The sequence below is a fragment of the Frankia sp. AiPa1 genome (assembly GCF_023243075.1).
GTDB lineage: Bacteria > Actinomycetota > Actinomycetes > Frankiales > Frankiaceae > Frankia.
Genome location: NZ_JALKFZ020000004.1, coordinates 37,948 through 60,189 on the forward strand (window position 1 = coordinate 37,948; position 22,242 = coordinate 60,189).

The 22,242-nt window shown below is 69.2% G+C and carries 17 protein-coding genes; 9 read left to right on the forward strand and 8 right to left on the reverse strand.

Annotated elements, in window-relative coordinates; all coding sequences use genetic code 11:
- Nucleotides 1-10 precede the first annotated feature (10 nt).
- Together MXD95_RS03280 and abmR are read left to right on the forward strand one after the other, a co-directional pair.
- Nucleotides 11-2,044 carry a thioredoxin domain-containing protein gene (locus MXD95_RS03280; protein WP_250639012.1) on the forward strand — a complete coding sequence of 678 codons (2,034 nt, stop codon included), beginning with the start codon at nt 11-13 and terminating at the stop codon, nt 2,042-2,044.
- Nucleotides 2,045-2,225: 181 nt separating this feature from the next.
- Nucleotides 2,226-2,819: an ATP-binding transcription factor AbmR gene (gene abmR, locus MXD95_RS03285; RefSeq protein ID WP_250639013.1), complete on the forward strand. Its 594-nt coding sequence runs from the start codon at nt 2,226-2,228 to the stop codon at nt 2,817-2,819.
- 67 nt (nt 2,820-2,886) lie between these two features.
- On the opposite strand, the gene trhA is transcribed toward abmR, so the two are convergent.
- Complete coding sequence (trhA, locus tag MXD95_RS03290; protein ID WP_250639014.1) at nt 2,887-3,582, reverse strand: PAQR family membrane homeostasis protein TrhA; 696 nt, start codon at nt 3,580-3,582, stop codon at nt 2,887-2,889.
- A 282-nt stretch (nt 3,583-3,864) separates the two neighbouring features.
- Here trhA and MXD95_RS03295 point away from each other — a divergent pair, with 282 nt between their 5' ends.
- The 3 genes from MXD95_RS03295 to msrA all read left to right on the forward strand — a co-directional run bounded on the left by MXD95_RS03295 (nt 3,865) and on the right by msrA (nt 8,811).
- On the forward strand, nt 3,865-5,688 hold the full coding sequence (locus MXD95_RS03295; protein ID WP_250639015.1) for a phosphoenolpyruvate carboxykinase (GTP): 1,824 nt from the start codon (nt 3,865-3,867) through the stop codon (nt 5,686-5,688).
- A 995-nt stretch (nt 5,689-6,683) separates the two neighbouring features.
- Nucleotides 6,684-7,976: an RNA 5'-3' helicase PhoH2 gene (phoH2, locus tag MXD95_RS28800; protein WP_250639016.1), complete on the forward strand. Its 1,293-nt coding sequence runs from the start codon at nt 6,684-6,686 to the stop codon at nt 7,974-7,976.
- A 169-nt stretch (nt 7,977-8,145) separates the two neighbouring features.
- A complete protein-coding gene (gene msrA, locus MXD95_RS03305; protein ID WP_250639017.1) occupies nt 8,146-8,811 on the forward strand; it encodes a peptide-methionine (S)-S-oxide reductase MsrA in 666 nt (221 codons plus the stop codon).
- On the opposite strand, the gene MXD95_RS03310 is transcribed toward msrA, so the two are convergent.
- Together MXD95_RS03310 and MXD95_RS03315 are read right to left on the reverse strand one after the other, a co-directional pair.
- Nucleotides 8,798-9,625 carry an HAD-IIA family hydrolase gene (locus MXD95_RS03310; RefSeq protein WP_250639018.1) on the reverse strand — a complete coding sequence of 276 codons (828 nt, stop codon included), beginning with the start codon at nt 9,623-9,625 and terminating at the stop codon, nt 8,798-8,800. The two genes, msrA and MXD95_RS03310, sit on opposite strands and share 14 nt — an antisense overlap.
- A 57-nt stretch (nt 9,626-9,682) precedes the next feature.
- Complete coding sequence (locus tag MXD95_RS03315; RefSeq protein WP_250639019.1) at nt 9,683-9,940, reverse strand: hypothetical protein; 258 nt, start codon at nt 9,938-9,940, stop codon at nt 9,683-9,685.
- Between the two features lie 446 nt (nt 9,941-10,386).
- Between MXD95_RS03315 and MXD95_RS03320 the strand changes: the two genes are divergently transcribed.
- Complete coding sequence (locus tag MXD95_RS03320) at nt 10,387-11,097, forward strand: hypothetical protein (RefSeq protein WP_250639020.1); 711 nt, start codon at nt 10,387-10,389, stop codon at nt 11,095-11,097.
- A 153-nt stretch (nt 11,098-11,250) separates the two neighbouring features.
- On the opposite strand, the gene MXD95_RS03325 is transcribed toward MXD95_RS03320, so the two are convergent.
- Nucleotides 11,251-12,756, reverse strand: a complete 1,506-nt coding sequence (locus MXD95_RS03325) for a hypothetical protein (RefSeq protein ID WP_250639021.1) — start codon at nt 12,754-12,756, stop codon at nt 11,251-11,253.
- 597 nt (nt 12,757-13,353) lie between these two features.
- On the opposite strand from MXD95_RS03325, the gene MXD95_RS03330 reads away from it, so the two are divergent.
- Entirely contained in the window at nt 13,354-14,010 is a 657-nt protein-coding gene (locus tag MXD95_RS03330; protein ID WP_250639022.1) for an adenylate kinase family protein, read from the forward strand.
- Nucleotides 14,011-14,034: 24 nt separating this feature from the next.
- On the opposite strand, the gene MXD95_RS03335 is transcribed toward MXD95_RS03330, so the two are convergent.
- The gene (locus MXD95_RS03335) at nt 14,035-14,676 is read right to left on the reverse strand and encodes a hypothetical protein (RefSeq protein ID WP_250639023.1); all 642 of its coding nucleotides are present in this window, start codon (nt 14,674-14,676) and stop codon (nt 14,035-14,037) included.
- Between the two features lie 508 nt (nt 14,677-15,184).
- Between MXD95_RS03335 and MXD95_RS03340 the strand changes: the two genes are divergently transcribed.
- Nucleotides 15,185-15,742 carry an NUDIX hydrolase gene (locus MXD95_RS03340; protein WP_250639024.1) on the forward strand — a complete coding sequence of 186 codons (558 nt, stop codon included), beginning with the start codon at nt 15,185-15,187 and terminating at the stop codon, nt 15,740-15,742.
- 101 nt (nt 15,743-15,843) lie between these two features.
- Here MXD95_RS03340 and MXD95_RS03345 read toward each other — a convergent pair whose 3' ends face one another.
- The gene (locus tag MXD95_RS03345; RefSeq protein ID WP_250639025.1) at nt 15,844-16,944 is read right to left on the reverse strand and encodes a PfkB family carbohydrate kinase; all 1,101 of its coding nucleotides are present in this window, start codon (nt 16,942-16,944) and stop codon (nt 15,844-15,846) included.
- Nucleotides 16,945-17,280: 336 nt separating this feature from the next.
- Between MXD95_RS03345 and MXD95_RS03350 the strand changes: the two genes are divergently transcribed.
- Entirely contained in the window at nt 17,281-18,279 is a 999-nt protein-coding gene (locus MXD95_RS03350) for a serine hydrolase (protein WP_250639026.1), read from the forward strand.
- Nucleotides 18,280-18,375: 96 nt separating this feature from the next.
- Here MXD95_RS03350 and sthA read toward each other — a convergent pair whose 3' ends face one another.
- Both sthA and MXD95_RS03360 read right to left on the reverse strand, forming a co-directional pair.
- Nucleotides 18,376-19,785: a Si-specific NAD(P)(+) transhydrogenase gene (gene sthA / locus MXD95_RS03355; RefSeq protein ID WP_250639135.1), complete on the reverse strand. Its 1,410-nt coding sequence runs from the start codon at nt 19,783-19,785 to the stop codon at nt 18,376-18,378.
- 607 nt (nt 19,786-20,392) lie between these two features.
- Nucleotides 20,393-21,784: a class II fumarate hydratase gene (locus MXD95_RS03360; protein ID WP_250639027.1), complete on the reverse strand. Its 1,392-nt coding sequence runs from the start codon at nt 21,782-21,784 to the stop codon at nt 20,393-20,395.
- Nucleotides 21,785-22,242 lie beyond the last annotated feature (458 nt).

Sequence of the window (22,242 nt, forward strand, 5' to 3'; positions counted from 1 at the left end):
GAGTCGGCCGGTGCCGAACAAGCTGGCGGACCAGACGTCTCCGTACCTGCTCCAGCATGCGGACAATCCGGTCGACTGGTGGCCGTGGAGCCCGGAGGCCTTCACCGACGCCGAGCGGCGCGGTGTTCCCGTTCTACTGTCGGTTGGATACGCTTCGTGTCATTGGTGTCACGTGATGGCACATGAGTCTTTCGAGGACGCGGACACCGCGGCGTACATGAACGAGCACTTCGTCAACATCAAGGTCGACCGGGAGGAGCGGCCTGACGTCGACGCGGTCTACATGGACGTCACCGTCGCGCTGACCGGGCACGGCGGCTGGCCGATGACGGTGTTCCTCACGCCGCGGGCCGAGCCGTTCTTCGCCGGCACGTACTTCCCGCCGAATCCCCGGCCGGGGATGGGTTCGTTCCTCCAGGTGATGACCGCCGTCACCGAGGCCTGGCAGTCCCGACGCGAGGAGATCGAACAGTCGGGTGCCGACATCGCTCGTCGACTCGCGCAGGCCGCTGCCGGCGGCCCGGCGTCGGGTACCGCCGGGTCGGCCTCTGCCGGCGACCTGACCCCCGAGCTGCTCGACACAGCGGTGGCGGGCCTGTCCGCCCGCTTCGACGCCCGCCACGGCGGGTTCGGGGGAGCACCGAAGTTTCCGCCGTCCATGGTTGCGGAGATGTTGCTGCGCCACGCCGCGCGCACCGACGACGCACGCAGCCTGGAGATGGTCGCCGTGACCTGTGAGCGGATGGCCCGTGGTGGCATCTACGACCAGCTCGCCGGCGGCTTCGCCCGCTACAGCGTCGACGCGACCTGGACCGTGCCGCACTTCGAGAAAATGCTCTATGACAACGCCCAGCTGTTGCGGGTGTATCTGCACCTGTGGCGGGCCACCGGCTCCGCGCTTGCCCGCAGGGTCGTCCAGGAGACCGCCACCTTCCTGTGCACCGACCTGTGCACCGCTCAGGGCGGGTTCGCCTCCGCCCTCGACGCCGATGCGGTGCCCGCCGATGCCGGGACAACCGGGCACGCCCGGCCGCAGGAAGGCGCCAGTTACGCCTGGACCCCAGCCGGCCTGTGTGACGTTCTCGGCGAGGATGACGGCGGCTGGGCCGCCGAGGTCTTCGGGGTCACCGCCGAGGGCACCTTCGAGCACGGCACGTCCGTGCTGCGCCTGCCGGCCGACCCGACCGATCCGGTGGGCGAGCAGCGACTGGCCCGGGTCCGCTCGGCGCTCGCCGCCGCCCGGGCGGCCCGTCCGCAACCGGCCCGTGACGACAAGGTGGTCGCGGCCTGGAACGGCCTGGCCATCGCCGCCTTGGCGGAGGCCGGTGCCCTGCTCGACGAGCCGCAGTGGGTGCGGGCCGCCGTTCGTGCCGCGGAGCTGCTGCGTGACGTGCACCTGGTCGACGGACGGATGCGTCGCACGAGCCGTGATGGCCGGGTAGGGGCGAACGCGGCCGTGCTGGAAGATTACGGAGACGTCGCCGAGGGTCTGCTCACCCTGCATCAGGTGAACGGCGACCCGCAGTGGCTGACGATCGCCGAGCAGCTCCTCGAGGTGGTTCGGGCGCATTTCGGCGCACCTGACGGCGGCTTCTACGACACCGCGGACGACGCGGAGACGTTGCTACGCCGGCCGCGTGACGACTCCGACTCGGCGACGCCGTCGGGCCAGGCGGCCGTAGCCGGGGCACTGCTCACCCACGCGGCGCTGACCGGTTCCGCGGAACACCGCGCCGCCGCCGAGCGGACCCTGGCCCGCTTCGTTCCCCTGCTCTCCCGGGACGCCCGGTTCGCAGGCTGGGCCGGAGCGGTCGCCGAGGCGCTGCTGGCGGGGCCGGCCGAGGTGGCGGTCGTGAACAGCCCTGAGCTGGAACGTCTCGCCCGGCTCGGAACGGCGCCAGGCGCGGTCGTCGTGGCCAGTGGTCCGCTCGTCGCCGGGCGACCGGTGCCGGGGGTGTACGTGTGTCGCGACTTCGTCTGCGGCCGTCCGGTGCACACCGCGGACGAGGTGCGCCGCGAGCTCGGCGTGAAGGTCGCCACCTGAGTCGCGTCGGGCTGTCACCGATCCGCGGGTAAGCGTGTAATCATTCCTGGCGCGCCCGGGTGCCCGCCGGCGCCTCGGCGCGGCTCCGTGGGGTCCGTGGCGTGGGCCAGATGGCTGGTCGTGGCAGGGGTCGGTCGGGACCGCGGACGGAACCGATCGGGGGACGGCGAGGAGACGCGACATGCCCGGTGCGCGCGGACGGGGTCATGGCAGGGTGGGGGACCGTTCCGAGGGCCTGCTCGGACAGGACGCGGCCGACTGGTTCGCCGCACGGATCCCCGCCGGTTGGTTCGCCGGCCCTCCCGAGGTAGCCGTCGACCGGGAGGAGATCACCGTCATCGGTGAACTCATCTCCGTGCCCGACAGCGACGGTCCGGACGGTGGTGATTCGGACGGCGGGACAACGGAGCGCGGCCGGATGGACGTGGAGAGTGTCGCCCGGATCCGGCAGTTCCGGGAGCGTACGCGGGACGAGCGGGTCGCGATCGCCACCGAGGCCGAGCGGCGCTATGGCCGCAAGATTGCCTGGGGGGCGACCAGCGGCCGAGCCAGCGAGCTGTTCACTGTGCTGTCCGTGCCAGTGATGACCCGGCTGCGCCAGCCGGAGCGCCAAGTCCTCGACACGCTGGTGGACTCGGGGGTAGCCCGCAGCCGCAGCGAGGCGTTAGCCTGGTGCGTCCGGCTGGTGGGTGACAACGCCGACATCTGGCTGCGGCAGCTGCGGGAGGCGATGGAACAGGTGGAGAAGATCCGCTCCGAGGGGCCGGGCCGGTAGGCCGGACGGCCCTTGACCGCAGGCCCTCGTGCCGTCGTCAGGGCCGCCCCCCGCCGGGCAGGGGCGATCAGTAGATCGCGAACATGAGGGCGATGTAGTGGCACAGCGCGGCCACGAGCGTGAAGGTGTGGAACACCTCGTGGTAACCGAAGGTCGTCGGGGCGGGGTTCGGTCGCCGGGTGGCGTAGACGACGGCGCCGAGGCTGTAGCAGACTCCGCCAACAAGCAGCAGCACCATGGACGCGATCCCGGCCCGGTGGGCGAGCTGGGGGAGGACGAAGGCGGCCGCCCAGCCGAGTGCGATGTAGAGCGGGATGATCAGGTAGCGCGGCGAATGCAGCCAGAACATGCGGATCGCCACACCCAGTGCAGCGCCGCTCCACACCACCGCGAGCACCACACGCGCCGTCGTCGCCGGCATGACAATGAGGGCAAATGGGGTGTACGTGCCTGCGATGAAAATAAAGATCATTGAATGATCGAGACGTTTCATCCGTGCGCGTGCACGTGACGTCGACCACATCGTGCGGTGGTAGAGCGCGCTCGTGCCGAACAGAGCAGCAATGCTCAGTGCATAAACCGCAACGCCGAGTCGAGCACGGAGCGTGGTGGTCAGGGCGACGGCAAGGACGCCCAGTGTAAGGGCAACGGGGAATGCGCCGGCGTGTAGCCATCCCCGCATGCGTGGTCGCACCAGGTCACGTGGGTGGGCTGCGCGGTCCGCCTGCGGAGCCCCGGAAGGCTGCTGCGTGAGGGAAGCCACGACTAGGACGATAACCCGGGGCTTACATCGGCCACGAGGCGGAGTCGTGCGACGGCGCTAGGTCCGTACCGTTGCGTGATGGATCCGACGCTTCTGTCCGCTCGCTATCGCGCGACTGCGGGCGGAACGCGCGGTACAGTCTAATGATCCTGAACGCGGCCTCGAGTCACCCTGTATCGCGGGTTTTGTCGGCTCGTCAACGTGTAAGTTCAAGCGCTGAAGTGGGCACACCGATACAGGGCGAGAACGCGGCAGGTTTCGACTCGACCGGAGGTGTGAGCTGTGACGACCGCGGCACAGATTCCGGGGCTTGATGCAGCCCCTACGAAGCACGCCAGGCTGGTCGCCTGGGTGCGTGAGATCGCCGAACTCACCCAGCCGGATCGGGTTGAGTGGTGCGACGGCTCGGATGCCGAGTTCGATCGTCTGACCAGCCTCCTGATCGAGAAGGGGACGCTCGTCCGGCTCAACGACGACAAGCGTCCGAACAGCTTTTACGCCGCCTCTGACCCCAGTGACGTCGCCCGGGTCGAGGACCGTACCTACATCTGTTCGGAGACGGCTGACGCCGCGGGGCCGACGAACAACTGGATGGCGCCAGCGGAGATGCGTGCCAAGCTTCGCGGCCTGTTCGCGGGCAGCATGCGGGGCCGCACGATGTACGTGGTCCCCTTCTGCATGGGACCACTCGGCTCGCATATCTCCGCACTTGGCGTCGAAATCACCGACTCGCCCTACGTCGTCATTTCAATGCGCACGATGACCCGTATGGGGGCGCCCGCCCTCGAACAACTCGGCGAGGATGGATTTTTCGTTCCCGCGGTGCATTCCCTAGGCGCTCCGCTTGAGCCCGGCGAATCGGATGTCCCGTGGCCGTGTAACACCACGAAGTACATCAGCCACTTCCCGGAATCGCGGGAGATCTGGTCATTCGGATCGGGTTACGGTGGTAATGCCCTGCTCGGCAAGAAATGCTACGCCCTGCGCATCGCGTCCGTGATGGCCCGCGATGAGGGCTGGCTCGCAGAGCATATGCTGATCCTCAAACTGACCTCGCCCGCGGGCAAGGTCCACTACATTGCCGCGGCCTTTCCGTCGGCCTGCGGGAAGACTAATCTCGCGATGCTCATTCCGAGCCTGCCTGGGTGGAAGGCGGAGACTGTCGGTGACGACATCGCCTGGATGCGCTTCGGTGAGGACGGCCGGCTCTACGCGGTCAACCCGGAGGCGGGCTTCTTCGGCGTTGCCCCCGGCACCGGCGAGCAGACCAACCCCAACGCGATCAAGACGTTGTGGGGCAACACCGTGTTCACCAACGTCGCCCGCACCGACGATGGCGACGTGTGGTGGGAAGGCCTGACGAAGCGGCCGCCGGCGCACCTCACCGACTGGAAGGGCCGGGACTGGACGCCGGAGTCGGCCGACCCCGCCGCCCACCCGAACGCCCGCTTCACCGTGCCTGCCGGCCAGTGCCCGACCATCGCCGACGAGTGGCAGGACCCCAAGGGCGTGCCGATCTCGGCGATCCTGTTCGGCGGCCGCCGTGCCACCGCGGTCCCGCTGGTCACCGAGGCGCCCGACTGGCGGCGTGGGGTGTTCTTCGGCTCGATCGTCGCCTCCGAGACGACGGCCGCGCAGGCAGGCGCGATCGGCAAGCTGCGTCGTGATCCGTTCGCCATGCTGCCGTTCTGCGGCTACAACATGGCCGACTACTTCGCCCACTGGCTCGAGGTCGGCCAGAAGGCCGACGCGGAGAAGCTCCCGAAGATCTACTACGTGAACTGGTTCCGCAAGAGCGCGGAGGGCAAGTTCCTCTGGCCGGGCTTCGGTGACAACAGCCGCGTCCTGGCCTGGATCGTCGGCCGACTCGAGGGCGAGGCCGACGGTGTCCAGACCCCGCTCGGCGTCCTGCCCACGAAGGACGCCCTGCCCAGCGACGGTCTCGACATCTCCGAGGCGGACCTCGACGCTCTGCTCACCCTGGACATTGACGTCTGGAAGCAGGAGGCGAGCCTCATCCCCGAGCACTACCAGTCGTTCGGCGACCGCCTGCCCGCCGCGCTGTGGGCCGAGCACGAGGCCTTGGTCAAGCGCCTGGAGGCGTAGCCAGGCAACCGAGGGCACATGCCCGCGCACCCGGCCGGCACGGCAGTCACAGTCGGTAATGGGGGGAGCGGTCGGTCGGGTGCTTCCGGTCGCCGCTCCGTCCGCTCCGTCCCCGCCCACGGACCATTCGCGTGGTCCATTTCGGAGCCCCCTGGCGGACAGCTCCGACATGTTCAATGCAATACGCCCGGATGAAGGCAAGGTTTTCACGAAACACCCCGGGTCTATCGACGAATTTCCGGCGATCATCGCGGATCGGTCAAGCGGCCCGGAGGGTCAGCCCGAAGGTGCTGTTGGCCAGCGGATATCACCGTCTCGTCGCCGAAGGCCGCAGGTTCCGTCCTTCCCCTGCCGTTCCGTCCGTGTTTCCTTCCGTGCTCGGGACGGACGGCTGTGGTCGGGCTCCCGCGAGCGCCTCGGATGGCCCAGCCTTCTGGGAGCAGCCGGCCAAGGCCGGCCATCCATCGACTCAGGTTGGCCTTACCAAGGTCGGGGATGCCGGTGAATGTGCCGGACGGCCCGAAGGGTTCTCGCTCCTTCGGAGCCCCCGACATGCTCGGTGGACGGCCGATCGTCCCGCTGTCCCGCTGTCCCGCTGTCCCGCTGTCCCGCTGTCCCGCGGAACCGCCTGGGCCGCGGCCGTCTGCCGGGGTGGTCCCGGCTGACGGAGGTGCCTCGCGCGGGGCGCGGGTGCTGTGGGCGGGGATGCTGCTGCCGCAGGTGATGATCCGCGCACTATGCCACCGGGTGGGCGAGAGGCGTGGTCGCGTCGACAAAACGTCTCCGGTTCTTAACACAACGTGTTGCCGGAAGTGGGTCGCCATCGTCCGAGGGGGCGGCTACCGTGGGAGGCCTAGCGTCTAAGCCGAGGTCCGGCCCGGTGCCGGACCTCTCGGGAGGCCCCTCGGTGCCGCATGTGCGACTACACCAGGAGGCCGGTGCCCGGCCCCTGAAGGGGCCGGTCCCGGACTACCTCCGAGTAAGCGGGTGGGCGTGTGCCACGAACGCATGTCGTCGACACAAGCGTGCTGCTTTCTGATCCGGGCGCGCTGCTGCGGTTCGCGGAGCACAATGTCGTGCTCCCCCTCGTCGTCATAGGGGAGCTGGAGGGCAAGAGAAATCATCCGGAACTGGGCTGGTTCGCCCGGGAGGCCCTGCGCCTCCTGGACGACCTGCGCATCCGGCATGGCCGTCTCGACCAGCCGATCCCACTGGCGGGTGGGGGATCGCTTCGGGTAGAACTCAATCACACCGACGCGACCGTGCTTCCACCGGGGTTCCGGGTCGACCTGAACGACTCGAGGATCCTCTGCGTCGCGATGAACCTGGCCGCCGAGGGGCACGAGGTCGTGCTGGTCACAAAGGACCTCCCGCTGCGGGTGAAGGCCTCAGTCCTGGGCCTGCCGGCTGAGGAGTACCAGGCGCTCTCGCCGGTGGATACCGGGTTCTCGGGGATGGCGGAGCTCACCGTCGCCCAGGACGATCTGGACCGGCTCTACTCCCGCGAGTACACGGAGATCCTGGAGGCGGCCGACCTGCCGTGCCACACCGGGCTCGTGCTCACGACCTCGGGTGGCAGCGCCTCGGCGCTTGCCCGGGTGACCGCGGACAAGCAGGTGCGGCTTGTGCGCGGCGACCGGGATGCCTTCGGCCTGCACGGGCGGTCCGCGGAACAGCGCGTCGCGCTCGACCTGCTGCTCGACCCGGACGTCGGCATCGTCTCGCTCGGCGGCCGGGCCGGCACCGGCAAGTCCGCGCTTGCGCTGTGCGCCGGGCTCGAGGCGGTGATGGAGCGGCGGGCGCACCGCAAGGTGGTCGTCTTCCGACCGCTGTATGCGGTCGGCGGGCAGGAGCTCGGCTACCTGCCCGGCAGCGAGAACGAGAAGATGGCTCCCTGGGCCCAGGCCGTGTTCGACACTCTCGGCGCGCTGGTCTCACCGGAGGTGATCGAGGAGGTCGTCGACCGCGGCATGCTCGAGGTCCTCCCGCTGACCCACATCCGCGGACGCTCGCTGCACGACGCGTTCGTGATCGTGGACGAGGCGCAGTCACTCGAGCGTGGCGTCCTGCTCACCGTGCTGTCCCGGCTCGGGCAGGGCTCGCGGGTGGTGCTGACCCACGATGTCGCGCAGCGCGACAACCTGCGGGTCGGGCGGCACGACGGCGTTGCTTCGGTCATCGAGACGCTCAAGGGCCATCCGCTGTTCGCGCACGTCACCCTGACCCGCTCGGAACGCTCCCCGATCGCCGCGCTGGTGACGACGATGCTCGAGGACCTGGTCCTGTAGGTCGGGGTTCGGGGTCGGACGTGGCCAGGGGGAAACCCCCTGCCCGCGGGATCGCCGCAGGCGGCACCATCGGCGGTCCCGCGGGACACCAGACCGGGATCGGCCCCGCGGGAACGTTCGGACGGGGCTGGCGGTTGTCTCAGAAGACCTTCCTCGGAGGTGACACCGCATGATCTTCGGCCGCCACAAGACCACCCTCCCCACGCCGGAGCACGCACTGCCCGGGCGCGACCGTCCCATCCTCGTCGGTGACGTTCGGCACACGGTGCTCGGCACATCGATCATCGGGCCGTTCCCCGCGGGCCTGGAGACGGCCGTGTTCGGGCTTGGCTGCTTCTGGGGAGCCGAGCGGATGTTCTGGAAGGTGCCCGGCGTCTTCACGACCGCGGTCGGCTACGCGGGCGGGTCGACGGCCAACCCCACCTATGAGGAGACCTGCTCGGGTCTCACCGGGCACACTGAGGCGGTGCTCGTCGCCTTCGATCCGGCCAAAGTCAGCTACGAGCAGCTGTTGCGGGTGTTCTGGGAGGGCCACGATCCGACCCAGGGCATGCGCCAGGGCAACGACGTCGGCACCCAGTACCGCTCGGCGATCTACACGACGTCCGACGCGCAGGCGAAGAACGCCGCCGCGAGCCGCGACGCCTTCGCCGAGGTCCTGACCGCCGCCGGGTACGGCCCTGTCACCACCGAGATCGCCCCGGCCGGGCCGTTCTACTACGCCGAGGAGTACCACCAGCAGTACCTCTCGGACGCCAAGAATCCCAACGGCTACTGCGGCCTTGGTGGCACAGGCGTGTCCTGCCCGGTCGGCGTCGCGGTCACGGGGACGTAGCCGGCACGCCCGCGGTCGCGCCGGCGATGGTGTGGACGTCTCGGCCGACGGGGAGCTTCGCGACGCTGTCGACGACGGCGGTCGGCCGGTAGGGGAACCGTTCGATGTCGGTCCGGCTGGTGATGCCGGACAGCACCAGGACGGTGTCCATGCCGGCCTCGAGCCCGGCGACGACATCGGTGTCCATCCGGTCGCCGATGACCACCGTCGTCTCGCTGTGCGCGCTGAGCGTGTTCAGCGCACTGCGCATCATCAGCGGGTTTGGTTTGCCGACGAAGTAGGGTGTGACGCCCGTCGCCTTGGTGATCATCGCGGCGACGGCGCCGGTCGCCGGGAGCAGGCCCTCGACGGACGGTCCGGTCGGGTCCGGGTTGGTCGCGATGAACCGGGCACCATCGCGCACCAGTCGGATGGCGCGGGTGATCGCTTCGAAGCTGTAGGTCCGGGTCTCGCCGAGGACGACATAGTCCGGTGAGCGGTCGCTGAGGACATAGCCAACCTCATGCAGCGCGGTGGTGAGGCCCGCTTCGCCGACCACGTAGGCGGATCCGCCGGGCCGCTGGGTGTGCAGGAACAACGCCGTGGCCAGCGCCGACGTCCATATTCTCGCGGCCGGTATCGACAGGCCCGAGCGGGCCAACCGCGCGGACAGATCCCGGGCAGTGTAGATCGAGTTGTTCGTCAGCACGAGAAAGCCGAGGCCCGCAGCGGTGATGCCGGCGATGAACGCGTCGGCGCCGGCAATGGGATGCTCCTCGTGGACGAGAACGCCGTCCATGTCGATGAGATAGTTCTCGATCGTCCGTTCCGACATGGCCCCTGATTCTGCCCTGCGACCGGCCGTCCGGCGGCATCGGGCGGTCCGAAGGGGTCACAGCACGGCGACGCCTGCGGCCAGCTGTCCGGCCGGCAGAGTGAGGCAGAGCGCCGGGACCACGAGCCACCGGCGCAGGCCCTCGTCGCTGGCATATCGGTGGGCGTGCTCCGGGGCCCGGAACGGCCCGACCACCCCGCGGATCCGCTCGCCGGTCCCGCCGAGCACCACCACCGCCCAGGCCGCGGCCGTGACGTTGCCCGTCGCGTCCGGAAGAGCCGGGGATTCCCACCAGGCTGGCGCCACGTCGATCATGTAGTCCCCCATATTTCTTGCGGTGCCTTCTCGTATTCGCGCTACATCTTCCGGTCGGCCCGCGGTTGCCTCGGCCGCATGCGGCTGGATCTGTTCCCAGTAAGTCGGATTGAACCCACCGGGCGCCGAAACACAGGTCGATTTGACGTGCTATTGATCGGGCTGTCGCAGAACATGGCGTCTGCGGTCGTCGGCGATTGGCGTGTTCACCGGGTATACGTGTGATCGTCGATCGCGGCCCGATCGGAAAATGTGAGCTGTCCGGGCGGGTGCATCGCGGGTGACCCGCCCGGGGTGTCCCCGCGGCGGGGACACCACACCCACCCCGAAGCCCTCTGCACCGAAGGCACGGACGCCCACCCTGGGACACGGATCGCTCACCGGTGCAACGTCGGCGCCGGGCCGTGCGTCTGTCCTGTCGGTTACTTCTCACCACGGGGGGATCCGTGCTCCGCCGCCGTCATCAGTACCGCACCTGGGAGGAACTCTCCCAGCAGGAGCGCCGCCGCGGGCTGGCGATCCTCGCCGTCGTCGGGCTTGGCGCCGTCCTTGCGGTCTACCTGGTCGTGGGCGGTGGTGGTGGGGCACAGGCCGAGGCAGGCGCGCCGACCCCGCCCAGAGTCGCCCTCGCCGGCGCATCGACGGGGACGGCGGGAGCCACGGCATCCAGCGGCGCGACTGCCGCCACCGGAACCGGGGACCAGGCCCGGCTCACCTCCTGGTACGCCGGCACGGCCGAGCTGCGCGGTGAGCTCGTGACGGCGGTGAGCGCGGTTCGGGCGGACATCCAGGCGGCCAACGGCATGGCGCTGGAACCGGCCTGCGTCCAGCTCGGTCAGATCGTCAACCGTATTCCAGGCCTCGGTAGTCCGCCCGGCGGCAGCCCGGCGACTGGCGGCACCGGCGCGGGTGGCGGCACCGGCGCGGGTGGCGACAGCTCGCCCGCGCAGACGTGGAGCGCGGGTACCGCCGCCTACGTCACGGCGGTGACGGCCTGCGGAAAGGTGTTCGACGGGACCCCGCTCCCGCCGCCGGTCCTGTTGCGGCAGACCACCGACGCACTCAACACCGCCGACGGCAGCTGGGCCCGCCTCGCCGCGCAGATCGGCGCGCCAGCCCAGGTGGTCCCGGCGAGCAGCACACCCGCGGCTGGCTGACCTGGCGCGCCCGCCGCCCCCACGAAGAGGCCCGCAGACGGTGTCACCCGCCGTGTGGGCCCCCTTGCGATACCCCGCGTCCCGCGGGTGCGGGGTGCCTCGTTTCGGGACGTCAGGTTCGCTGCGTGTGCCCAGTCAGGCGCAACGCCCGGGTCAGGAGCCGGTGGTCGGGCGGCGGAACAGGACCGCCGTGGGCGCGGATGGGGTCAGCGTGGCCTTCGACGGGGTGAACAGGAACGACTGCTGCGGCAGACCGTTCGGGCCGAGCAGGAACGCCCGCTCGATCGACTCGACCTGCACCCGGGCGCCGAGGTCACGGCCGGCACCCACGACGCGGGTCGCCTCGATGGAGGAGATGTCCTCGGCGACGGTGCCGGCGGGTAGTTCGACGGCGGTCGCGGCCGGATCGTCGCGCCGGATCGCCCAGGTCGGGTAGATCTTCGCCGAGCGGTAGGTCTGGGAACTGCCGGACAGGCGGACGCCGACGGACACACCGACCCAGTTGTCGTCGGTGTTCGGCGGACCCACGGTCGTCTTGCGAATGATCAGGTAGACGTAGTTGCGCGGATCGCTGATCCTCGTCGCGGAGTTCGGCGTCTTGTCGTTGTCGACGCTGCCCTCCCGCGCCACCTCCTGGGCCATCACCCAGTAGGTCCACGGGTTGTTGTCCATTTCCCGTTCGCGGGCGTCCGCGACGGGGTCGAGGGTGTCGGCGGCGGACAGCGCGAAACGCATCCTGCCGTCCGGGTCCGGGCACATGTTGTTGTTGAGTGTGCAGGTGCCGAGTACGGGATGAGCGCCCTCATAGCGTCCGGTGAACAGCACGGTGCCGTGATCCGGGCCCTGGATGACGGCGCTGCCCGGGACCGCGGTACCCGCGGCGTCGATCTCCACCTGATAGGTCCACTCGATGTCGGTGGTGCGGCCCCACTGCGCCATGAGCTCGGGGGCGGAGCTGCCACCGTCCTCGTTGCTCCACACCATCGAGTAGGTCAGCAGCCGGTGCCCGGAGACGGCTGTCGGTGCCTCGGAGTGGAAGGCGAGCAGCGGGGTGTCGTCCACCGCGTTCTGGAACGTTCCGCCGACGAGCGGGTCGATGGGCTGGGCGGTGCCTGCCCCGGTGGTCCCGATTGTCCCGGTAGTGGTCCCGGTGGTGGTGCTGGGGGGCGTGGTCCGGCCGTACACCACCGGCGCGTGGGCGAGGGCCTGGTAGCCGCTGTCCTGCGGGACCACGGTGCGGAAGGAAAGCCCGGTCAGACGGGCCGAGGTGGCGCCTCGGGCGGAGCGGTCCTCGGCGAACGCCACCCGCAGTGTGTGGCCGCCGCCGGCCAGGTGGCCCAGGGCGAGGCTGCGCCGGATCTGAAACGACGCAGGGATGACGATGTCGGTGGTGTAGGTGTTGTCGACGAACAGGGACACCACGGCCGACTCGCTGCCCGGCGAGCCCCAGGACACCCCAGGCGCGGCGGTAGTCACGTCCAGCAGGACCTCGCCATCGGCGTTGGTCCGAAACGGCGTCGACGAGCTCTGGCCGCGATTCACGACGATCTCGGCGGGTGGGTCGGCCGTCTTGTCGTCCGAGCTGCAGGCCACGAGGCCCACCGCCATCGTGGCAGCGGCGACAGCCGCCGTGAACGCCCGCCGCAGACCCCTCGACACCGCGTTTCCCCTCTCGGGGCCGGCGGGCTCGCCACCCACGTGGCCGTCCCACCCCACCTAACCCGACGCTTATCCTGCCCCGGCCCACATCGCTGGCCGGCACCGGTATGGCGCGAATACCGCGGCGGATCCCCGCAGATGTCGGTGAGATGTCCGGCGGTACCGGGCGAAGCCAGGCGCGGGCCGCGAAGTGTCGGGAACGGAGGGCGGCAGGGAAACGGGGGCGTCAGGAAACGGTCACGGGGCGCAGGGGTGCCAGCGTGTTCGGGTGAGACGTCTCTCCGCGGGTGGCCGTTCGGTGTTGGTGTACCTCCATGGCAGTGGCCGGCCGGCCCGCGCACCGGGGCCGGCCGGCCCGGCATCGTCGCACTGGAAGCCTGCCCGGACGTCCCCGGGCAGGGGCCAGTCGGATCGTGGTGACGGGAAACGTGGTGTCCACCACGACGCACCTGGCGCTGCGGTCAAGCCTGTCGCCATTCGTTCAGCGGATACGGTCGTTGCGCGACATGGCACCCGACAGGGACGGCCCCATGGACGGCCGCGGCGGATATCCACGGCCGACCTGTGGACCTGTGGGGCGAGCGGGAGAGGGATTTCGTGCGCAAGTTCGTCATCATGGGAGTGCAGGGCAGTGGCAAGGGAACCCAGGCGGCGATGCTGGCGCGGGACTTCGACCTCGTGCACATAAGCGTCGGAGACGTGTTCCGCTGGAATGTAAAGAACCACACCAAACTTGGCGCCCAGGTGAAACGCACGGTCGCGGCCGGTCACCTCGTTGGTGATGACCTCGTCGAGGCAGTGGTGCGCACGCGACTTGCCGAGCATGACTGGAACTACGGCTTCATTATTGACGGCTTTCCGCGCAACGCCCGGCAGGCCGAGTTCTTTCTGGAAAGCTATGACATCGACGGCGTCATCTATCTGGACCTACCGGACGAGGAGGTCTACCGGCGGGTGCTGGCCCGCCGGCTGTGCTCCCGCTGCGGACTGGACTACAACCTGATCGCCAGCACGCCGGTCATCCCGGACACCTGTGACATGTGCGGAGCGCCGCTGCACGTTCGACCCGACGACAATCCGCAGGCCCTGGCCGTGCGACTGCGCGACTACCACGAGAAGACCGAGCCGGTCATGGAGATCTTCCGGCGTAAGGAGTTCGTCGCCGTCGTGGACGCCCGCCGCGAGCCGAGGGCCGTGCAGACCGAGATCCGCGGACATTTCCATCTGCCGGACCTCTCACCCGCGTCGGTCTGACCGCGCCTCCTGCCGGTCCGGTGGTCAGGACTTGGCGAAGAGGATCGCCACGCCGCCGGTGCCGCCATAGCCGGCGGAGCTGATGCTGCCGCGGACGCCGTGACCGGTGAAACCGATCGTGCGTGCGACACCTCCGATGCCCGCGTCGGATGTGATCGTGTAGCCGGCGGCAGGCAGGGCGCCGCGGTAGAAACTCGTCACCTGGTCGCTGGATACTCCGGTCAGGGTCACCGTCGAGGTCTTGCCTGTGGTGGTTCCGACGCGGACCTTTGCGCTTGGCGGAACTGGGAAATCGGCCGGCACGTTCGTACCGCGCAGGGCGTTCGCACCGGTGGCGGCGTCGATGCGGCCGACGCCGGGGATCGATGCCCCGACCGAGCTGGGCAGTGAGGTCGGAAGTCCCGTGGGCAGGCTCGGCAGGCTGGTCGGCAACGCGGTGGGCAGGCCGACGCTTGCCCCCGGCGTCGCTGGACTACCGCCATCGGATCCGCTTGAACCGCAGCCGCTGGTCAGCGCGGCCAGACCCGCGAGTGCGACGCCGGCGACCACGCTGCCCGCTCGGATACCGGCCGGCCGCAGTGGCCGTCTGAGCCGGTCCGGCCGGGCCGGCCGTGCTGGCTGGGCCGACTTCCCCTCCGCGCCAGTGTCGGTCCGGGTGTTCCGCATGCTGAACCCCTCCGTGTTGATCCCGTGGCCCTGAGCGTGCCCGCCGCCGTGACCATAGTCCGGCTGGGGGGTGTGACAGGAGTCGATGTCGGGAGCCCGTCACATGGTCAGACCGGGCAAAGGGCCAACTCGAGAACGAGGCCGGCCCGAGCGTGGTCACCCGGCGGATGCGGGCGGTGCCAGAGCGCCCCGGGTGACCTGGGGAGATGCCCAGGGCAACCCAAGATGGCGCAAAAGTTCGGATTTGCCGTACTAGTTAGGTTTAGCCATGATGGGGCCAGGGTAACCACTCAACCTGACTGTTGCGTTGACCGCCGGCCCCGTCCGGGGCGGCGGCTTGGCGGGAACGGCCGGACGATGACGTCCGTCATGGCAATGGGCTGGCTACTGGTCCGTGGTGATATAAACCATCATCGACACGTGGAGTGAGGATCTATGTGCAGACTGGCGGATGTCTCCGATGCCGGCGCTCCGCGATGAGCGCCCCGTCTCAGTCCGCTCTCTGAGCATGACGGTCACCAACAACGCGGTGATCAGCGTGGCCCTCGGCTACATCGAGGCGAACCCGGATGAGGTGGACCTTCTTCGGTCTCTCGTCGTACTGGCGCTCCACGGGCCAGCGATTACGGCTCGTAGTACGACTCCGGCTCATGTCACTGCCCGTGCCGCGATCATGTCCTCGGACTGGCGGGTCCTGGAAGTCATGGACGCTCAGTCCTCCACCTGGCATCTGCCGGGTGGACATCTCGACGTCGCCGATGCGTCTCTGCTCGGCGCCGCCCTGGGCCTTGCCGGCCGACGGGCGGGCGTCGACCCGAACCTCGTCATCCCTGACGGCATCGTTCCCGTGGATGTGGACGCGGTGATCGAGCCGGCCGCGCCGACGCTCGGTGAGCCGGAACACGTCCACTACGCCGTGACCTACCTGTTCCACGTCGAGGACCGCGAGCTCGCCGTGGCGGACATCGGTGCACCCGCCGTCCGCTGGACCGATCCCCGGCATCTGCCGGGCCGGCTTGGCGCCAAGCTCACCCGTTCGTCCCACCTATCCCGCCTGGTGCGCTGAGCTCCGTGCGGACCCCGCTCGGCAACGTCGCCGGGCGGTCCCGCGGTGCCGCCGTCCCGCCCCGTTCCTGCCCTGGTCACCGCGACGGCGACCCGCGCCGACTATCTTCTCGAGCTCCCGCTTCTCGAGCTCCCGGACTGACCCATCCATTCCCGGGTCCCGAAGCTTCCGATCGACCGGGCCGCCACCTGCGTCGCGGCCGCCAGAGCCGCAGCCGGGTCTACGTTGATCGGACCGGCGTTGATCGGACCGGCGCTGTCAGGGGAGTGCGCCGATCTTGCGAGTGCCCAGGCGAAGGCGCCGTGCAGCACGTCGCCCGCGCCCAGGGTGTCGACCACGGGGACGGCGGGCGGACGGATCTCACCGGCTCCGCCGCGCGCGTCCGCCCAGCGGATCGCCTCGGCGCCGGCCGTCACCGCGGCGAACGATGGCCCGTGCGCGAGCAGGTACCGCAGTCTGTCGGTCGTGCCGCCCCGGGTGACTGTCGGCGGATGGAACGCCGCGCTGCACACCGCGGCGTCGACGTGGGCGAGTAGCCGCTGCGTCCCGGGTTTCCACGAACCGCCATCGAACACCACCAGCGGCCGTCGTCGCGGATCAGCCCGTGCGCTCAGCGCGGTGAGTACTTCCTCGGCCACCGCCGCCTGATGTCCGTCGACAAGGACGACGGCAGCCTGAGCCAGTAGCCCCAGCGCCGTCCGTCGCGCTCCAGCCGCCGGCCTACCAGGACGCCCGTCCCGCGCGCGGTCCCGTGGGACCCCGGTGCCCGGAACCCCTGATACCTCCGGGACAGTCTCCTGCTGGCCGTGTGCGGACACGACCGCCCGCTGGCCGCCCGGAGTGCTGATCATGATCGAGGAGACGGGCAGGGCCGGCTCGTTCGGGCTGAGGTCCAGATGCTCGACGCCCAGGGTCGCCAGCTCCGAGCGGACCGCCTCGGCGAGCGGGCCGGTACCCACCGCGCTGAGCAGGACCGCCCGGCCGCCAAGGTGAGCGAACGTCACTGCGGCGCCGGTCGCGGGACCGCCCGCCGCCGTCACCAGCGCGTCCGCGACGATCTTCTCGTCCCCGTTGGGTGGGGATCGCACGCGGTAGATCGCGTCGAAGGTACTCAGGCCGACGAACAATCCCAGCGGCCGGCCGTCGCCCACATCGAGATCGACATTCCGCTCGACAGCACCGTTCGTCCGATCATCGGTCATCCGCCCTCGTTTCGTCGCTGGCGGTTTCTTCCACCGCCTGTTGGCCGTTCGCCCGCGCACCATCGTCGCTGGAATCCGATCACTATGCGCGGGACCGGGGCCTCTGCTGCCCAGAGATACCGGTGCGTCACGCTCCTGCCGGCCGGGGGCGTCATGTCCGTGCGCATCCGGAACATCGTGACGGAAACATTCTTGTGCGGGACGGCGGCGTATCTGTCGGTGCGGTAAAAGCTGGAAACCAAGTTGCTCCGTGCTCTTCTTGTTTGTCTTCAGGTTAGTTACACAGATAATGTGTGGCGGCGAATGACGTGTCAGTCGAGTGTGGGTGTACTCCTGATGGCGGCGAGTGTGTGCGGCGGACTGCTGATCTGGCCCACGGATGGCCTCGGATCGGGCGGCGTGCGCCCGGCAGACAAGGCGGCGGTGGCCGCGGCGGCGACGGTGGCGGCGACCGGCGGATCGGTGACCGGGGTGACACCGGCTCTTCCGAGAGCCGCGCTGGAACCGTCACCCCCGGCGTCGCGCGTGGATGCCGCGCGTGGTTCTGGCCGCATGCGGACGATCGTCGACATTGCGGCGACAGGCGCATCGTCGAACGGCCTTGCGGACCGGTTGCGCGCCCACCTTGCCGCACGGCCAGGACATGTCAGCGTCGCGATGTACGACGTGGTGTCCGGCGAGACCGTCGCCGTTACCGATCCGGCAGTTGCCGGCTACGAGATGGCCAGCACCGTGAAGCTCGACATCCTTACCGCGCTGGTACGCAGTGCCGGCCCGTCGGGCACACTCACGGCCCGGCAGCGGGCTCTCGCCCAGAAGATGATCTCAGTGAGTGACAACGGCGCGGCCACTGTCCTGTGGACGGACGCCGGGGGTACCTCGGGCATGAACGCCTTCTTCGCGCTGCTGGGCATGCGGGCCACCCAGGCCGGACCTGGCGACTATTGGGGTCTGACCCGGACGACCGGCGCGGACCAGCTTGCCGTGCTGCGGGCGATCGCGTACCCGGGCCTGCTGACCGCCGCACAACGCTCTGTGATCGCCGGGTTCCTGGGTACGGTGATCCCCGCGCAGCGCTGGGGCCTGACCGGCGGTGTGCCCTCCGGCGTCACGGTCGAGCTGAAAAACGGCTGGCTCCCGCGTACCAGCGGCTGGGTGATCGCCAGCCTGGCCCATGTCCACGGCGCCGGACGTGACTATGTGATGGCGGTCTTCTCCAAGAACGGCCCGAGCATGGCTTCCGGCGTCACCACCGTGCAGGGCGTGTCCGCCCTGGCCTGGGACGCCGCCACTGCCCCATCGGCGGCCACTGCCTCATCGGCCGCCTCCAGATGACCGCACTGGTCCTGGGGGACCAGCCGACCCGGGGTGCCGTACCCGGAGGCTGTGGCGCCGCGCAGCGGCGGTGCCACAGCCGACCAGACGTTCGGATCAGCCGCTGAAGCGGGCAACGGCGCGCATCTTGTTCATCGCGTCGAGCGCCGCGACCTTGTACGACTCCGCCAGCGTCGGGTAGTTGAAAACGCTGTCGACGAGGTAGTCGATCGTGCCGTCGCAGCCCATCACGGTCTGCCCGATGTGGACGAGCTCGGTGGCGCCCGTGCCGAACACATGCACGCCGAGTAGACGTCGATCCTGCGGGCTGACCAGCAGCTTCAGCATTCCGTACGAGTCGCCGAGGATCGCGCCGCGGGCGAGCTCCCGGTAGCGGGCGATCCCCACCTCAAACGGGATGGCCTGCTCGGTCAGCTCGTCCTCGGTGCGCCCGACGTAGGAGATTTCCGGGATGGTGTAGATCCCGATCGGCATGAGCTCGGCGCGCAACGCGTTGACGTCCTCACCGCACGCGGCGTAGGCGGCAAGCCTGCCCTGCTCCATCGACGTCGCGGCCAGAGCCGGGAAGCCGATGACGTCACCGACGGCGTAGATGTGCTCGACCTCCGTGCGAAAGTCGGAGCCGACCTTGATCCGCCCACGGTTGTCCGCGGACAGGCCCGCCGCCGCCAGGTTCAGGATGTCGGTGAGGCCCTGACGGCCGGCGGAGTACATCACCGTGTCCGCCGGAAGCTTCTTGCCGCTCTCCAGCAGGGTGAGCGTGCCGCCGTTGTGCCGCTCCACCGAGACCACCGACTCGCGGAACCGGAACGTCACCGCCAGGTCCCGGAGCTGGTATTTCAGCGCCTCCACGATCTCGACGTCGCAGAAGTCGAGCATGCGGTCGCGCCGCTCGACCACCGTGACCTTCGTCCCGAGCGCGGCGAACATCGAGGCGTACTCAATCCCGATCACACCGGCGCCGACGACGACCATCGAGCGTGGCAGTTTCTCGAGGGCCAGGATCTGGTCGCTGTCCACGACCGTGCGCCCGTCGAAGTCGACCGTGTCCGGCCGCGCGGGCCTGGTGCCGGTCGCGATGATGATCCGCTCGGCGTGAACCCGGCGGTCCTCGATGTCACCCGCCGCCCGCACACTCACTGTGTGTGGGTCGATGAAGCTGGCCAGCCCCGTCAGCAGCGTGACGTGGTTGCGGCTGAGCTGGTTGCGGATGACGTCGATCTCCCGGCTGATGACATGTCTCGTCCGTGCAGACAGGTCACCGACAGTGATGTCGTCCTTGACTCGATAGTTCGAGCCGTACAGCTCGCGCTGCGACATGCCCGTGAGGTAGATAACAGCTTCGCGCAGAGTTTTCGACGGAATCGTGCCAGTGTTGATACTGACCCCGCCGATCATCTCCCGCTTGTCCACGATCGCGACCCGCCGGCCGAGCTTGGCTGCCGCGATCGCAGCCTTCTGCCCGCCGGGTCCGGACCCGATGACGAGGACGTCATAGTCGAACACCGTCACCTCCCCGCATTCTTTCCGGCTCCCGGTGGACCAGAGGCTATCTGCCTCCGCGCCTCTCGAAGCGATGTTGCACCAGCTTGTTACGTTTATTTCTTCCCCACGCTTTTTCCTGGGCGTTACAGCCATGCGATATCACGCTAAGTCGCCATGGCGACTCTTTGTGTAATACCCGGGATGTGCCGCCCTTGTCCCGGCTCGGGTCTCCCCTGTGCCTCTTCCTTGAGCTCTTCCACTGATCGCGAAACTTGGTCGCATATCTCGCGTACGCCCCCGTAGGGCAGTTCTGGGGCGTCGCGCCCGTCCGGTGGTCGACTCCGCTCTTCTGAGCGGACGATGGCGGTCGAAAAATTTGTCGCGCCGGACCCGTAACGAACGCCAGCCGGCCTCGTTAGACAGGATGCGGGGGTCGTGGAGGCTGTCTGGGGGGTCTTCCACGACTCCCGCCGCCGTCGGAACCGGCCATCACTGTCGGGACGGACGCCTGGCCCTGCCGGCTCGGCGTACGGGAGGGATGGTCGGCGAGGGGTGCGACGGCCGGGAGCCGGCTCCGGAGCGGACTCACTCCGGAGCCGGCCCAGCCGGCCCAGCCAGCCAGCCGGGACTACGGGTGGGTCATCGACAGGACGTCGAGGGCGGCGTCGAGCTGAGCCTCGGTGAGCTTGCCGGCCTCGATGTAGCCGCGCTCGAGGACTACCTCGCGGATCGTCTTCTCCTCGGCGAGCGAAAGCTTGGCGACCTTCGCGGCCTCCTCGTACCCGATGTACTTGTTCAGCGGCGTCACGATGGAGGGCGAGGACTCGGCGAACCGCCGGCACTTCTCGACGTTTGCCTTGATCCCGTCCACGCACTTGTCCGCGAGCAGAACGCTGATCGTGGACAGGATGTGGATCGACTCGAGCAGGTTGCGGGCGATCACCGGCAGCATCACGTTGAGTTCGAAGTTGCCCGCCGATCCGCCGAACGCGACCGCCGCGTCGTTCCCGACGACCTGAGCCACGACCTGACAGACCGCCTCCGGGATGACCGGGTTCACCTTGCCCGGCATGATCGACGAGCCTGGCTGCAGGTCCGGCAGGCTGATCTCGCCGAGCCCGGCCCGCGGTCCCGACGATGCCCAGCGCAGGTCATTAGCGATCTTGTACAGGGAGATCGCGATGACCCGCAGGACACCGGATGCCTCGACGAGCCCGTCCCGGGAGGCCTGCGCCTCGAAGTGGTTACGGGCCTCCGTCAGCGGCAGGTCGGTGCTGGCGGCCAGCTCCGAGATGACGGCGGCGGAGAAACCGGGCGGCGTGTTGATCCCGGTGCCGACCGCGGTACCACCGAGTGGCAGCTCGCCCACCCGCGGCAGCGCCACGTTCAGGCGCTCGACCCCGAGCCGCACCGCCGCCGCGTACCCGCCGAACTCCTGACCGAGCGTGACCGGGGTGGCGTCCATCAGATGGGTGCGGCCCGACTTCACCACATCCGCGAACTCGGTCTCCTTGCGACCGAGCGACTCGGCGAGGTGGTCCAGCGCCGGGATCAGCTCCTGCACGATCCCCTGCGTCGCCGCCACGTGGATGGACGACGGGAACACGTCGTTCGACGACTGCGAGGCGTTGACATGGTCGTTCGGATGCACCGGACGGCCGAGCCGCTCGGACGCCAGCGACGCCAGCACCTCGTTGGTGTTCATGTTCGACGAGGTGCCGCTGCCGGTCTGGAACACGTCCAGCGGGAAGTGCTCGTCCCAGTCACCCCGCGCGACCTCGGCCGCCGCGTCCTTGATCGCCTCGGCGATGTCGCCGTCCAACACGCCGAGCTTGGCGTTCACCGTCGCGGCCGCGGCCTTGATCCGCGCGAGCGCCTGGATGTGCGCGCGGGAGATCCGCTGGCCCGAAACGGGGAAGTTCTCCACCGCCCGCTGCGTCTGCGCCCGCCACCGGGCCGACGCCGGCACCCGGACGTCGCCCATGCTGTCGTGCTCGATGCGGTATTCCTGCTCGCTCATGTGCCCGTTCTCCCGATGTTCCGTCACCATCGACCCGGCCTGCGATCGGCGGCACGCGCTGTGCGTGCGCACAGGACATGTGTCGACGACACGTGCCCACCGATCCCAGGGCCGACCCTAGGACATCTGGCGCGTACGGTCCCCCCACGACCGTGCGCATGGGCCCTCTCACACCACCGCCGCATTGCCCCGCCGCAGCCCCACCATCGTGAGCCGCGCCGACTGCTGCTTGACGCGCCATCGCCAGTGGCGAGAGAGGGCGCTTACCTCGAACCTTTGGAAGCCTCGTCGAGAAGCTTTGTCCGAGCGGTGGTATTGCCGGGCGAAAGACGGCGGGCGGGTACCGCACGAAAGTCCGCTTTTCCAAGAGAATTTTCCGCTACTCGCGGACCGAGTAAAGATCCCTTCTCGCATCCGGAGTCCCGATCTTCAGCCCGATCGCTGGTGGACGAGGAGAC